Source organism: Neorhizobium sp. AL 9.2.2 (assembly GCF_013317225.1).
In the GTDB taxonomy this organism is placed as follows: domain Bacteria; phylum Pseudomonadota; class Alphaproteobacteria; order Rhizobiales; family Rhizobiaceae; genus Neorhizobium; species Neorhizobium soli.
Map to the genome: position 1 here is coordinate 402247 of NZ_JAALXU010000003.1, position 13206 is coordinate 415452.

Here is a 13206-nt window from a genome sequence, read left to right on the forward strand (position 1 = left end):
AGGACACCTGTATGGCGGACGGCGATATCAAGCTCGAGGAAACCTGGAAATTCGCGCTCGAAACCGAGTTCGAGGATCCGTATATGGCGGATCTCAAGAGCTTCCTTGTGTCCGAGAAGGAGGCGGGAAAGCTCATCTTTCCAAAGGGTTCGGAGTATTTCCGCGCACTTGACCTGACGCCGCTCGATGAGGTGAAGGTGGTGATCCTCGGACAGGACCCGTATCACGGGGAAGGCCAGGCGCATGGCCTGTGTTTCTCCGTCCGGCCCGGTGTTCGTATCCCGCCGTCACTCGTCAACATCTACAAGGAAATGGAAGCAGATCTCGGCATCGCGCCGGCAAAGCACGGTTTCCTTGAGCACTGGGCCGAACAGGGCGTGCTGCTCTTAAACAGCGTGCTGACCGTGGAAGAGGGCAAGGCCGCGGCGCATCAGGGCAAGGGCTGGGAACGCTTCACCGATGCTGTCATCCGCACCGTCAACGAGGAATGCGACGGCGTCGTCTTCATTCTCTGGGGCGCCTATGCCCAGAAGAAGGCGGCCTTTGTCGATGAGGAACGGCATCTCGTCATCAAGTCCGCCCACCCGTCGCCGCTCTCGGCCCATAACGGGTTTCTGGGCTCGAAGCCGTTTTCCAAGGCGAATGAGTATCTGCAGTCCATCGGCAAGGATCCTGTCGACTGGCAGCTGCCGGAAAACGTCTGAGTGGTGAACGCTTAGGCCACCTCGTCAACGAAAAATGAACAATCCGTTCGGATGTGATCCTCTATCCAATTCGCATCCGATCCCCAATTATCACCCCAGACAACGGCTCGCTCCCGAGCCGACAAATTGAAAAGGGGTTTGACATGATTACCCAGATCAAGGGCCTCCACCACGTCACGTCGATGGCGGCCAGCGCGTCCACCAACAACCGGTTCTTCACCGATACGCTCGGCCTGCGCCGGGTCAAGAAGACCGTCAACTTCGATGCGCCTGACGTCTATCATCTCTATTATGGCGACGAAATCGGCACGCCCGGCTCGGTCATGACCTATTTCCCGTTCCCGCATATCGCCAGGGGCCGCCCTGGTTCGGGCGAAGTGGGCACGACCGTATTCTCCGTGCCGCAGGGCTCGCTCGGCTACTGGACGGATCGTCTGACGAAAGCCGGTGCCGATGGTTTGAAGGCCGATGAAGCCTTTGGCGAAAAGCGCCTGCAGTTTGCAGGTCCCGACGGAGACGGCTTCGCACTGGTCGAAGTCAAGGATGACGACCGTGCCCAGTGGACCGGCAACGGCGTCGGTGCCGACGAAGCGATCCGCGGCTTTCATTCAGCGTCGCTCAGACTGCGCGACGACGGTGCCAATGCCGAGCTCTTGAAGTTCATGGGCTACGAGCAGGTTGATGCGAGAGACGGTGTCACCCGCTTCGGCATGCCCGGCGGCAACGGCGCCGACTTTATCGACGTCGAGACGATGCCGAACATTTCGGGCGCCCGTCTCGGTGCCGGCTCCGTGCATCACCTGGCGTTTGCGGTCGAAAACCGTGAAAAGCAGCTCGAAGTCCGCAAGGCGCTGATGGATACGGGGTACCAGGTCACGCCGGTGATCGACCGCGATTACTTCTGGGCCATCTACTTCCGCACGCCCGGCGGCGTGCTGTTTGAGATCGCGACCAATGAACCCGGTTTCGACCGCGACGAGGATACCGCGCATCTGGGCGAGGCCCTGAAGCTGCCGACCCAGCACGAGCATCTGCGCTCGACGCTGGAGGAGCACCTGGAACCGCTGGCCTAAGGAGAGATACGATGAGTTTCGACAGTTATGTGCACCGGGCGCGGCCCGGTGCTCCCGGTGCGCCGATCCTGTTCACCTTTCATGGCACCGGCGGCGACGAGAACCAGTTCTTCGATTTTGCGAGCCGGCTCGTGCCGGGTGCTACGATCGTCTCTCCGCGCGGCGACGTCGCCGAGCATGGGGCTGCGCGCTTTTTCCGACGCAAGGCGGAAGGGGTCTACGATCTCGACGATCTCGCCCGCGCCACCAAGCGGATGTCGGAATTCGTGGAGGCCAATCGCGACCGCTACGAATCCTCGACCGTGCTGGGCCTCGGGTTTTCGAACGGCGCCAACATCCTCGCCAATGTGATGATCGAAAAGCCCGGCCTGTTCGAGGCGGGCGTGCTGATGCATCCGCTCATCCCGTTCACGCCGCCTAAGCGGACGACGGGCGAAAAGGCGCATGCGCTGATCACCGCCGGCGAGCGGGATCCGATCTGCCCGGTCCCGCAGACGCAGGCACTTGCGGATTATCTCCGCGCGGCCGGTGACGAGGTCACGCTGGAATGGCATGCCAGCGGTCACGAGATCCGCCCGAACGAGATCGAAGCGATCAAGACGTTCCTGGCGCCCTACGGCGCCCGAAGCGAATAAACAAGTCCGCTGAGCCCGCAGATCCGCGAGTTTGGCGGAACCGTCAGATATGCGGCTCGGAATAGGCCGTGCACTCGCCGACATCCTGCCATGTCGGCTTTCTGCCGGCGCGCTTTGCCTTGCGATCGGAATGGCCCAGATAGAGATCAAGGCGGCGGTCGTGCAGGCCGGGAACCAGGCTCAGCGGTGAGAAGGGCAGCGGCGAGAACGGATTGGTGCGGTGATAGGCATGCAGTTCGACCCGCATCGTGTGCTTGAAGCTGACCGCGCGCGAATGGAACGCATAGGTATCGGCAACGACAAGCGTATTGGCCGGCACAGTCACCTTCTTCGGCTCGAAATCACCAAGCGTGGTCAGCTCTTCCGGCGTGATGCGGAATGATCCGTCCGCGTGATGGGCGCGGTTGTCCGTACTGGCGATCAGGCTTTGCCGATATTCCCATTCGATCCGCTTTTCCGTCAGCTTGTGGCTGCCCGGCACGAATACGAAGGGACCGTTGTCCGCCTCCACATCATCGAGAAACAGCCAGGCCTTGGAGGTCGAGTGAAACGTGTCCGCGTGCAGTGCGGTCTGCGGATCGGCCTTGGCCAGCGCCGGTTCGGCAATCACCGTCTGGATGAAGTGGATCGGATCGCCGCCGGCACCGCCGACATAGCGCAGGAGGCCGGCGATCGACTGGTTGTGGCTGAAGCGAGCCAGATCCGGCAGGCGCTTCAGCGCTGTCGGGCCGATCGGAATCATCCGCGTCACCGCCTGTCCCTGCCGCATCTCGCGTGCCGGCAGAGGCTCGCTCTTGAGGAAATCGCGGATGCGCAGGAAGACGTCCTGCGGCAATGCGTTTTGCCGGATCACGAACCCGTCGCGATCAAACGCGCTGCGTTCCTCCGGTCTGACCTGTGACCCCAGGATGCGGCGACGGTAGTCTGCCATCCGAGCGGCTATCCGCACCCGCTCCCGATGCAGGCCAAGCTCGTTCAGGTGCGGATGGCCGATCAGCGGGTTTTTGCGAAACGACTTGTCGCTACCAAGAATGCCAAGCGCCAGCCGCGGATAGCGCCACCATTGAATTGTTTGCTGCGCCATCCCCAACCCCGTATCTTCGTCGCTGCGATCATACCATCAGGCATTGAGGCCGCAAGGGATCAGGTCGCCTGCTCTTTGCCCCGTCCCAGGCTCGTTTTCAGGGGAGGGTTGGCTTGCAGCGTCGGCCGTTGAGAGGTCTAGTGCGCCATTGCCATGCTTTGAAGAGAGTAGCACTCCTCGATGAAGACGACATTCAATCCGCCATCCGTCCGTCAGCCGTTCGGCGCCTACAATCACGGTCTGCTCGTGCCGCCAGGCGCCAGTCTGCTGGTCACCTCGGGCCAGCTCGGCATTGGCCTTGACGATGCAATCCCGGCCGATGTTACCGCCCAGGCAGAACTCTGCTTTAAGGCGATTGGGGCGATCCTTGACGAGGCCAAGATGACCTATGCCGACGTCATCCGCATTTCCGGCTTCGTGACGAGGCGCGAGGACTTCCAGGCCTACATGGCGGTGCGCGATCGTTTCACGCTCGACCCAAAGCCAGTCTCGACGCTGATCATCGTCGGCGGATTCACCCGCGCGGAATTTCTGGTCGAGGTCGAGGTGACGGCTGCAAAGGTATTTTAGGGCAGATCTCGCTTTGCCACGATACTATCAGGTTCAAATGGCAATAGTCTTGTCAGTTGATGGCTTTTTTTCGAAATTTACTGTGCCGATTAAACAAAATTCAAAATAATCAACGACGGGCACGCTAGACTATATTGAAACGTTTCTCGCAAAGTGATGATGTCTTTTCAGGGTAAGGGGCTTTCCGGGGGACATTTCATGCGCCACTACATGGTTGGAGCTGCACTGTTTTCGTGCGCGCTTGTCTTTGCGTCGTCGGCACTGTCCGCCGGCCTGGTCGCCAGCGTCAGCCTGTCGTCCCAGACGATGACGGTGAGCGAAGACGGTGTTGATGTCTACCGCTGGCCGGTATCGACCGCTCGGAAAGGCTACAGCACGCCGCTCGGCAGCTGGAGCGCAAAATGGCTGTCGAGGAGCCACAGGTCGCGCAAGTACGACAACGCGCCAATGCCGTTCGCCGTGTTCTACAATGGCGGCTATGCCGTGCATGCGACGTTCGATACCAAGCGCCTCGGTCGACCAGCCTCCCATGGCTGTATCAGGCTGCATCCGGAAAATGCCGCAACCTTTTTCGCGCTGACGAGCCGGTATGGAACCGCTAACACCCGCATCGTCGTCGGCTACTAGGCCGTGTGCGGCTTAGCCTGCACGGGAACCAAGGTTCAGTATCCGCAACGGCGCAGTTGCGCCTCGTATCTGGCTGCCATGGCGGCAGATTTCTTTGCGGTCTGGCGAACCCCGCCGCCGAACTGGCCGCGCTCATAGCCGCCGTGGCCGGTATAGTAGGCGAGGTAGAGGTTGTAGGTATCGCTGAGGGGGATGTTGTTCCGGATATGGCTCTGGTGGTGATACCAGCCGACAAAGCGGATGGCATCGCCGAAGTCACTGCGGCTGGCGGCCCAGCGACCCGTCGATTTGCGGTAACCGTCCCAGGTTCCGTCCAGCGCCTGTGCGTAGCCATAGGCCGAAGAGATACGGCCCCAGGGAATGATGCCGAGCACATATTTGCGCGGCGGGCGGGCGCGGGCGCGGAAACTCGACTCGACGTAGATCGTCGCCATGAGGATCGGGACCGGCACGCCGTATTCGCGGCTTGCCGCGCGCGCCTGGCGGGCCCAGTTGTTGAAAAGCCCGTCTCTCTGCTCGAAAATCGCGCAGGCATCTCCGATCCGGCTCGGCGCGGAGGCGCAAGCCGTGAGGGACATCATCAGAAGGGCGATGTAAAACGCATTACGCATCGCGCGTTCTTTCAGGCTTGGACTTAAGGCTCTATCTCTGAGGTTTCAGATTGGAACAATGCCACTAAAACTTAACGAAAAGTTTAACGGCCCGGAAAGCAGCCAAAAGGCTCCACGTGCTCGCCTCGGCGCGATGGTTTGCGATCGTCGACATTGAAGGGGTTGCGGAGACGAGGACTAATCGTCGAGGTATCTTTCGCGGTCCTCGACCGTCGCTTTTTTCGAGAAGGCTGACTGGATCAGCGCTGCGGGCAAAAGCACTATAAACGCGACCACGGTGGCGACACCGTAGGCGAGGGCTGCCAGCGCCCATAAAATGCGGTTGATCATCGGCTTCATCCAGGTTGCCCGATCGGTTGCCTCGGCCTGCACACATAGCACGAAGATCTCTCCAATTCATGAGTATGTTTTCACATACACGAACTGCGCAGAGAAGTTTTATAGCGCAGTAACAGGGGCGTTCGCGGAAGCCCCGATAACGACAGAAAAAGGCCGCTCAATGGAGCGGCCTTGATCATGTCTGCGATACGCCAGAGGGCGATCAGCAAGTTGGATTGGTTTCCATGGTCATCATGGCTCCACCGGCGGTACCAGTGTTGGTGCTGGCGCCCGGATTGGAGTTGTTGCCGGAAGCCACGCCCGGATCCTTCATCGTGCCTGCCTGGCAGTTGGTCGATGGCGTTGTGCCGGATGTGCTGTTGGTCGAGGACGAATCCACGCCCGGCAGCGACGTTGTCGGCGCGGTCTGTTCGACACCGGACATCGGCATCGACTTGCCGGTGCTTCCGGATCCGTCATTGCCGCCCGAACCGGAGCCGCTGGTCTGTGCAAAAGCCGAGGTTGCGAGACCGAGCGAAAGGGCTGCGACGGTGATTAGTTTAATGCTCATGGGAATGTTTCCTTCTTGTTGTCCTCACAGTTACCAAACCGCCCCAGGTGCAGTTGGTTCCAGCTATTGCGCGCCAATTCCTTTTGTGTGCCAGCGCGGGAAAAAAATGGATTTCAATAAAATTGCATCTATTGGTTTAAGCGCGCCGCAAACCTGGCTGCGTATGGTCGTCCCATAACGAAACGAGATGGCAACAGAGCCATCCGCCAAACAGGGTACGGGCCATGATCAAGAAGCTCATCATTTCCGCGATCGTACTGACCGCGCTGGTTGCAGGCAAGGAAGCCAATGCTGCAGGTCCGGGCTCGTTTGCCCGCTCGCTCTCAGGCGTTTCCGCTCTCCACATGCAGGTCGCCCAGAACCGTACCCATGGCGCTGAAGGCTCCAACACGATTTCCGAATTTACCATCGACCAGGCCCACGAACTGAAGCGCGTCAACGACGCGGTCGACGGCACGCTTGCAGCCGTCGACGGCTATCTCGACACGTTCGCCGGCGACCTTGCTGCCGATCAGGATCTCTGCTTCGATTGCGCCGATCTCAAGCGCGACCATCTCGTTTCCATCGGCTGGGATAGCCGCAACCTGACGATCGGCTACGCTCTCAACGACGAGGGCCGGATCGAACGGGTCCTGGTTGTTGCAACGCCGCGCGGCGACATCGTGCTCTCGCATGGCGGCCTGACGGTCGACAGGACTGCCCAGACGATGACCGAGACCACGAAGGCTAGCGATGCTCTGCCTTCGCCAGCTGCCACTGCCGACCATTACGATATCTAAAGCTCACTGACCCTGCTGGCCGGTGGCGTCGACGTGCCCTGACGCTGCCGGCACTTTTTTCCAGCTTGTAGCCCGCCCGCGTCTATCGCTGTGCGGGCTTTCCCCATTCTGCGATGGCAATGCCGCCAAGCGCCAGAACCAGCGCCACGATGTGGAATGCCTGCAGGTTTTCGCCAAGAACGATCACCGAAAGCAGGGTGCCAAACACAGGCACCAGATTGATGAACAGGCCGGCCCGGTTGGCACCGATCTCCTCGACGCCGCGGATATAGAGCACCTGCGCGATCAGTGATGCGAAGACGGCGGTGTAGACTGCGATGATCCAGCCGTTGGCGTCCGGCCAGATCATTCGGTCAGCCGAATATTCCCAGGCGGCGGCGGGAATGCTGCCGAGCAGGGCGAACAGCGCCGGGATTGCCATCAGGCTGCGCCAGCTGATGGCCGGGCGAAAACGCAGCGCCACCGTATAGACCGCATAGGCGACGATCGCGATCATCATGACCGCATCGCCGAAATTGACGCTGAGCGTGACGATGGTCGACAGGTCGCCATGGGCTGCCGTCAAAAGCCCGCCCATCAGGGTCAGCGCGAAGCCGACGATCTGCAGCCAGGATACTTTCATCCGGAACAGCACGAAATTGAACAGGAAGATCAGCACCGGAATAAGCGTCTGCTCGACGGTGACGTTGATCGCCGTGGTGTAATTGACCGCGGTGTAGAGCGCCGCATTGAAGACGACGTAGCCGACGAGGCCGAGAAAGGCGAGAAGCGGCAGGTTCGACCGGATCACCGGCCAATCGCGGCGAAGATCGGGTATGGAGATCGCGAAAATGATGACGGTCGCGAACGCCCATCGCCAGAAGGTCAGGAGCATCGGGCTGATATGACCGATGGCAAGCTTGCCCGCGACCGCATTGCCGCCCCAGCACAGCGTCGCAACGATCAGGAAGATATAGGCTCTGCGGTACACGATAATCTCCTCCGCGTGCCGTATCGACGGCCCGTCCTTGCCCTATCGTCTTTCGTCGGCGCCGACCTTGGCCGGAACGCTTGGCGTGGGCCATAGCGTGGGAATTTGCAAATTGTCACGCAAAAACCGTCCAGCATTCACAAACAGGTCGCTTTCCTCGGGCCAAGGCATTATAGATGCGCGCGTTTGCAGGGGCGGGTCCGGCGCGGTTTCGGACGAGCGCCCTTGTGGGAGAGAACTCTATCTGGCGCTCGCAACGCCGCTGTCTCAGAGCAGCGGTGCTGTCGCGGCGCCGTGGCGTGCTTGAAGGGCAGGCCCGAAACGCAGGAAAGCAAAGATGACGAATGTAGTCGTGGTTGGTTCGCAGTGGGGTGACGAGGGCAAGGGCAAGATCGTCGACTGGCTCTCTGAACGGGCGGATATCGTCGTTCGGTTCCAGGGCGGCCACAATGCCGGCCATACGCTCGTCATCGACGGTGTCAGCTACAAGCTGTCGCTACTGCCCTCCGGTATCGTCCGCGGCAAGCTTTCGGTTATCGGCAACGGCGTCGTCGTCGATCCGCACGCGCTGGTCGCTGAAATCGCAAAGCTCGACGGGCAGGGCGTCAAGGTTACCCCGGACGTGCTGCGCATCGCCGACAACGCGACGCTGATCCTGTCGCTGCACCGCGAGCTGGACGGCCTGCGCGAAGATGCGGCATCCAACACCGGCACCAAGATCGGCACCACCCGCCGCGGCATCGGCCCGGCCTATGAAGACAAGGTCGGCCGTCGTGCGATCCGCGTCATGGATCTTGCCGACCTCGATACGCTGTCGGCCAAGGTCGATCGCATTCTCACCCATCACAACGCGCTGCGCCGCGGTCTGGGCGAGCCGGAAGTCAGCCATGAGACGATCATGCAGGAACTGACCTCGGTCGCCGAACAGGTTCTGCCGTTCCGCGAAACCGTCTGGGAACTGCTGGACAAGGAGCGCCGCAAGGGCTCGCGCATCCTGTTCGAAGGCGCTCAAGGCTCGCTGCTCGACATCGACCACGGCACCTATCCTTTCGTGACCTCGTCCAACACGGTCGCCGGTCAGGCTGCTGCCGGTTCCGGCATGGGCCCGGGCTCGCTGGGCTACATCCTCGGCATCACCAAGGCCTACACGACGCGCGTCGGCGAAGGCCCGTTCCCGACCGAACTCCATGACGAAATTGGTCAGTTCCTCGGTGAAAAGGGCCATGAGTTCGGCACCGTCACGGGTCGCAAGCGTCGCTGTGGCTGGTTCGACGCGGCTCTGGTTCGCCAGTCGGTCGCGACCAACGGCATCACCGGGATCGCGCTGACGAAACTCGACGTTCTCGACGGTCTGGAAGAACTGAAGATCTGCGTCGGCTACATGCTCGACGGCCAGCGGATCGACCATCTTCCCGCAAGCCAGGCGGCACAGGCTCGGGTCGAGCCGATCTACGTGACGCTGGAAGGCTGGAAGGAATCGACCGTTGGTGCAAGGTCTTGGGCGGACCTGCCGGCACAGGCGATCAAATACGTTCGTCAGGTTGAGGAATTGATTGGCGCGCCAGTTGCGCTACTTTCCACAAGTCCGGAACGCGACGACACCATACTTGTGACGGACCCGTTTGAAGATTAATGTCAACTATTGATTATCCATTCAGCCGGCTTGAGCCCGGCGACAATGAGAAGTGCTGATGGCAGATTTTGTAGCGGTGATCCGCCGCGCTGTTGATGGTCTGGCGACAAACTCGCCTGAAGCCCGCGCGAAAGTGTATGAAAAAGCGCGTGGTGCCGTTCAACGGCAGCTCGAGAACATGAAGCCGCGGCCGCCGGAAGAAATGCTTCGGCGGCAGATGGACAAGCTCGAAACGGCGATCGTCGAAGTCGAGAGCGAGCACGCGGAGGCGCTGGCGCCGTTCGAGAACGAGGCTGGTTTTGCCGACGACGAATTTGCCGCCGGCCAGCCTGCGCCCGCTGAAGAGACGGTGTTGCCGGCTCCTCCGGAGCCCGAGCAGGAACCGGCACCCGCTCCGGGCGAAGAGGCCGAACAGGCAGCACCGCTCGCCGCTACCGAGCCGGCTGGCTATTCGTATGACGAGCCGCCGCGATATGAGGAACGGCACGAGCCTGTTGCTCCTGTTGCAGCCGAAGAACGCGAACCTGACGTTGCCCATTCCGAACCGGCTGTAGGGCCTGAAACGTATGAGGCACGCACGGCCTACGAAGAGCGTCCGCTTTACGAAGAGCCTGCGCCGTCCGAGGAGCAGGACACTGTTCATCAAGGTGGATGGCCGGTCGGTGATGTCGCTGCCGTCGGTGAACGCGATGAGCAGGTCCACAACGAACCTTTGGCCGATGACGGCCGGGCACATTCCGTCGAAGCGCCGATCGAGCAGTATCCCGGGACTGTCGACGAGCCTGTTGCAAACGAGCGGGATGATGATCTTCCCTACTCGGCTGCCCGTCAGGACGATGACGTCGGCCACGTCCAGTGGCCACCGCAGACCAGTGCGGAGCCAGCGCGCACGGAACATGCGCCGCTCTTCGAAGAGCCCACCTGGCATGAGCCGGCGCATTCCGAAAACACCGCCGCAGCCGCCTGGGACGACGTTCCGGAACTGGTGCCGGCCGGTCCCGTCGAGCCGGTCCATCAGAACCAGCCGCAGGCCGATCTTCACAGTGGTGATCGCGTCGACGCGCATTTCGACCAGGAAACCCATGTCTCTGCCGATGCAGTTCGCATGCCATCGGTCGCTGAGCTCCCAAGTTTCGGCCAGACCGGGACGGAGACCGGGCGCAAAGACGACAGCGACGATTTCTTCGCAGGCTACCAGCTTGACGCAAAAGCGGACGAGCAGGCACAAAAGCCTGCCGGCAAGGATCACGAGAAGGATCCCTGGAGCGATCTGGATGACCTCATCGGGTACAGCAAGGGCGCGGCAATTGCCGGCGCCGGCGCTGCCGCCTCGAGCCCGAGACAGGCCCAGTCGGATGACAATCTCGAAGACCTGATGCCGACCCCGGCTAAGCCATACCGGGTGACGACGACGCGCAAGCGCAATTACGGTGGCCTCGCACTCGGACTGGTCGGCCTTCTGCTGCTGGGTGGCGCTGGTTATGCCGCCTGGATGAACCGCGACGCGCTGAGCGAGATGGTCGAAGGCTTCATGCCGTCTTCCTCGACGGACACGGCGGTCTCGACCGCTGAAACGCCCGCGACCTCGCAACCGGCCTCCGGGAACGCAACTACGGCTCCGGCAACAGCGCCGGCCAACCCGACGCCATCGACGCAGCAGGCAAATGGCCAGCCCGCCGGTCAGACGAGCCCGCCGCCAGCCGCGGACGGTTCGACCGCCAGCCCGAAATTCACCCAGCGTCTGATGCCGGATGGCACAGAGGTGGATGAAGGTCCGGGTTCGGCCGGAAGCCTTTCCCAGAACGCCGAAGGGCAGTCGGTGGCGCAGCTCAACGCCCCGCCGACCACGCCGCCTGCGGCGCCTGGTGCTGCCGCGACGGCTGCAACCGCGCCCGGCGCACCTGCAGCGCCTGCCCCCGACGCCAACCCGGCAGCGACCCCTGCGGTCTCCGGCGAAAAGATGTTCCTCTATGAAGAGCGTCTTGGCCAGACCGCGCCGACCGCGATCGACGGAAGCGTTTCCTGGTCTCTGCAGCGCGAACCGGGTTCCAACGGCGGTCCGCCTCAGGCTGAAGTCCAGGCCCGCATCACCATACCCGGTCGTGGTCTGACCGCGCTTGTGACGTTCAAGCGCAACTCGGATCCGTCGCTGCCCGCGAGCCATCTGATCGAGATCGTCTTTGCCGTCCCGCCGGACTTCGAGGGCGGTGCCATCGACAGCGTCCAGCGCATTGCGATGAAGACATCCGAGCAGGATCGCGGCAACGCCCTGATCGCGGTTCCGGCCAAGATCACCGACGACTTCCACATGATCGCGCTCAACGACTTCCCGGATGCCCGCAACACCAATATGGAGCTGCTGCGCACCCGCAACTGGATCGACATTCCGGTCGCCTATCGCAACGGACGCCGCGCGCTGTTCACGCTCCAGAAGGGGCCTGAAGGCGAGAAGGCGTTCAACGAGGCCATCCGCGAATGGGGCCAGGCCGGCGGCCAGACGGGCCAGTAATCGATCGGTCGCAGGACATAGGTCATACGAGAAGGGTCGCGAGAGCGGCCCTTTTCCATTTCCAGCCTCCCGTTGCGAACTCCCATGGCTCCGGCCAAAGAAAAAGGCCGCAAAATGCGGCCTTCGATCTGCGGATACTGGTGTGTCCCGTTACGCGTCGACGACGCGCAATGCCTGGGCCTGGGCGAGGGCTTCCTTGCGCACCGCATCCTGCACCTTTTCGAATGCGCGGACCTCGATCTGGCGGACGCGTTCGCGGCTGATATCGAACTCGGTGGACAGTTCTTCGAGCGTCACCGGGTCTTCCGACAGACGGCGGGCTTCGAAGATGCGGCGCTCGCGTTCGTTCAGCACGGCAAGTGCCTTGCCGAGCATGCGGCGGCGCGTGTCGAGCTCGTCCTGCTGGATCAGAACCGCTTCCTGGCTCTCATGATCGTCGACCAGCCAATCCTGCCACTGGCCGGCTTCGCCTTCAGCCGCCCGGATCGGGGCGTTGAGCGAAGCGTCGCCGGAGAGGCGGCGGTTCATCGAGATCACTTCTTCCTCGGATACGTTCAGCTTGGTGGCGATCTCGGTCACCTGGTGCGGCTTCAGATCGCCTTCCTCGATCGCCTGGATCTTGCCCTTGAGGCGGCGCAGGTTGAAGAACAGCCGCTTCTGGTTGGCGGTCGTGCCCATCTTGACCAGCGACCAGGAGCGCAGGATGTATTCCTGGATCGAGGCCTTGATCCACCACATGGCATAGGTCGCCAGACGGAAGCCGCGTTCCGGGTCGAATTTCTTGACGGCCTGCATCAGACCGACATTGCCTTCCGACACGACTTCGCCGATCGGCAAGCCGTAGCCGCGATAGCCCATGGCGATCTTTGCAACGAGACGCAGGTGGCTCGTCACCATCTTGTGGGCGGCAGCGCGGTCGCCATGCTCAGCGTAACGCTTCGCGAGCATGTATTCCTGCTGTGGCTCCAGCATCGGAAATTTTCGGATTTCGTCGAGATAGCGATTGAGACCGGCTTCGCCGGCGGTAATCGAAGGCAGATTGTTACGGGCCATGAAGCACCCCTTTCCGATCGTTGTCGGTTCCCGGCAGATTTCATCTGCCCTTACGGCGAACCGATTGTG

Annotated in this window: 14 protein-coding genes; 8 read left to right on the plus strand and 6 right to left on the minus strand. The window is 61.6% G+C overall.

Annotated features, from left to right (window positions below; all coding sequences use genetic code 11):
• Positions 1-11: 11 nt before the first annotated feature.
• The 3 genes from ung (at position 12) to G6K99_RS08700 (ending at position 2412) form a co-directional block, all read left to right on the plus strand.
• Complete coding sequence (gene ung, locus G6K99_RS08690; protein WP_174196309.1) at positions 12-704, plus strand: uracil-DNA glycosylase; 693 nt, start codon at positions 12-14, stop codon at positions 702-704.
• Positions 705-847: 143 nt separating this feature from the next.
• Complete coding sequence (locus tag G6K99_RS08695) at positions 848-1777, plus strand: VOC family protein (RefSeq protein ID WP_113109868.1); 930 nt, start codon at positions 848-850, stop codon at positions 1775-1777.
• 11 nt (positions 1778-1788) lie between these two features.
• Positions 1789-2412, plus strand: coding sequence for an alpha/beta hydrolase (locus tag G6K99_RS08700; protein WP_174196310.1), 624 nt, complete (start codon positions 1789-1791; stop codon positions 2410-2412).
• Positions 2413-2455: 43 nt separating this feature from the next.
• Here G6K99_RS08700 and G6K99_RS08705 read toward each other — a convergent pair whose 3' ends face one another.
• Complete coding sequence (locus G6K99_RS08705; RefSeq protein ID WP_113109870.1) at positions 2456-3496, minus strand: phytanoyl-CoA dioxygenase family protein; 1041 nt, start codon at positions 3494-3496, stop codon at positions 2456-2458.
• Positions 3497-3676: 180 nt separating this feature from the next.
• Here G6K99_RS08705 and G6K99_RS08710 point away from each other — a divergent pair, with 180 nt between their 5' ends.
• Complete coding sequence (locus G6K99_RS08710) at positions 3677-4066, plus strand: RidA family protein (RefSeq protein ID WP_062582616.1); 390 nt, start codon at positions 3677-3679, stop codon at positions 4064-4066.
• A gap of 210 nt (positions 4067-4276) precedes the next feature.
• Positions 4277-4693 (plus strand): L,D-transpeptidase, encoded by a 417-nt coding sequence (locus G6K99_RS08715; protein WP_371816180.1) that lies wholly within the window; start codon positions 4277-4279, stop codon positions 4691-4693.
• Positions 4694-4728: 35 nt separating this feature from the next.
• Here G6K99_RS08715 and G6K99_RS08720 read toward each other — a convergent pair whose 3' ends face one another.
• The 3 genes from G6K99_RS08720 to G6K99_RS08730 all read right to left on the minus strand — a co-directional run bounded on the left by G6K99_RS08720 (position 4729) and on the right by G6K99_RS08730 (position 6193).
• Positions 4729-5304, minus strand: coding sequence for a hypothetical protein (locus G6K99_RS08720; protein WP_062455153.1), 576 nt, complete (start codon positions 5302-5304; stop codon positions 4729-4731).
• 177 nt (positions 5305-5481) lie between these two features.
• A complete protein-coding gene (locus G6K99_RS08725) occupies positions 5482-5685 on the minus strand; it encodes a hypothetical protein (protein WP_139283786.1) in 204 nt (67 codons plus the stop codon).
• Positions 5686-5845: 160 nt separating this feature from the next.
• Positions 5846-6193, minus strand: coding sequence for a hypothetical protein (locus tag G6K99_RS08730; protein WP_092660075.1), 348 nt, complete (start codon positions 6191-6193; stop codon positions 5846-5848).
• A gap of 224 nt (positions 6194-6417) precedes the next feature.
• On the opposite strand from G6K99_RS08730, the gene G6K99_RS08735 reads away from it, so the two are divergent.
• Positions 6418-6972: a transglutaminase-like cysteine peptidase gene (locus G6K99_RS08735; protein ID WP_174196311.1), complete on the plus strand. Its 555-nt coding sequence runs from the start codon at positions 6418-6420 to the stop codon at positions 6970-6972.
• Positions 6973-7054: 82 nt separating this feature from the next.
• Here the strand turns inward: G6K99_RS08735 and G6K99_RS08740 are convergent, their stop codons facing one another.
• Entirely contained in the window at positions 7055-7942 is an 888-nt protein-coding gene (locus G6K99_RS08740; protein WP_113109872.1) for a DMT family transporter, read from the minus strand.
• 337 nt (positions 7943-8279) lie between these two features.
• Here G6K99_RS08740 and G6K99_RS08745 point away from each other — a divergent pair, with 337 nt between their 5' ends.
• Both G6K99_RS08745 and G6K99_RS08750 read left to right on the plus strand, forming a co-directional pair.
• Positions 8280-9575 carry an adenylosuccinate synthase gene (locus G6K99_RS08745; protein WP_062455165.1) on the plus strand — a complete coding sequence of 432 codons (1296 nt, stop codon included), beginning with the start codon at positions 8280-8282 and terminating at the stop codon, positions 9573-9575.
• 58 nt (positions 9576-9633) lie between these two features.
• Positions 9634-12084, plus strand: coding sequence for a hypothetical protein (locus tag G6K99_RS08750; protein ID WP_174196312.1), 2451 nt, complete (start codon positions 9634-9636; stop codon positions 12082-12084).
• A gap of 150 nt (positions 12085-12234) precedes the next feature.
• On the opposite strand, the gene rpoH is transcribed toward G6K99_RS08750, so the two are convergent.
• Positions 12235-13137, minus strand: a complete 903-nt coding sequence (rpoH, locus tag G6K99_RS08755; protein ID WP_062455169.1) for an RNA polymerase sigma factor RpoH — start codon at positions 13135-13137, stop codon at positions 12235-12237.
• Positions 13138-13206: the final 69 nt, after the last annotated feature.

Coding starts and splice junctions, on each gene's coding strand:
- G6K99_RS08705 (WP_113109870.1), bottom strand. CDS start 3,496: ATGGCGCAGCAAACAATTCAATGGTGGCGCTATCCGCGGCTGGCGCTT.
- G6K99_RS08720 (WP_062455153.1), bottom strand. CDS start 5,304: ATGCGTAATGCGTTTTACATCGCCCTTCTGATGATGTCCCTCACGGCT.
- ung (WP_174196309.1), top strand. CDS start 12: ATGGCGGACGGCGATATCAAGCTCGAGGAAACCTGGAAATTCGCGCTC.
- G6K99_RS08710 (WP_062582616.1), top strand. CDS start 3,677: ATGAAGACGACATTCAATCCGCCATCCGTCCGTCAGCCGTTCGGCGCC.
- G6K99_RS08750 (WP_174196312.1), top strand. CDS start 9,634: ATGGCAGATTTTGTAGCGGTGATCCGCCGCGCTGTTGATGGTCTGGCG.
- G6K99_RS08695 (WP_113109868.1), top strand. CDS start 848: ATGATTACCCAGATCAAGGGCCTCCACCACGTCACGTCGATGGCGGCC.
- G6K99_RS08715 (WP_371816180.1), top strand. CDS start 4,277: ATGGTTGGAGCTGCACTGTTTTCGTGCGCGCTTGTCTTTGCGTCGTCG.
- G6K99_RS08700 (WP_174196310.1), top strand. CDS start 1,789: ATGAGTTTCGACAGTTATGTGCACCGGGCGCGGCCCGGTGCTCCCGGT.
- G6K99_RS08730 (WP_092660075.1), bottom strand. CDS start 6,193: ATGAGCATTAAACTAATCACCGTCGCAGCCCTTTCGCTCGGTCTCGCA.
- G6K99_RS08745 (WP_062455165.1), top strand. CDS start 8,280: ATGACGAATGTAGTCGTGGTTGGTTCGCAGTGGGGTGACGAGGGCAAG.
- G6K99_RS08735 (WP_174196311.1), top strand. CDS start 6,418: ATGATCAAGAAGCTCATCATTTCCGCGATCGTACTGACCGCGCTGGTT.
- rpoH (WP_062455169.1), bottom strand. CDS start 13,137: ATGGCCCGTAACAATCTGCCTTCGATTACCGCCGGCGAAGCCGGTCTC.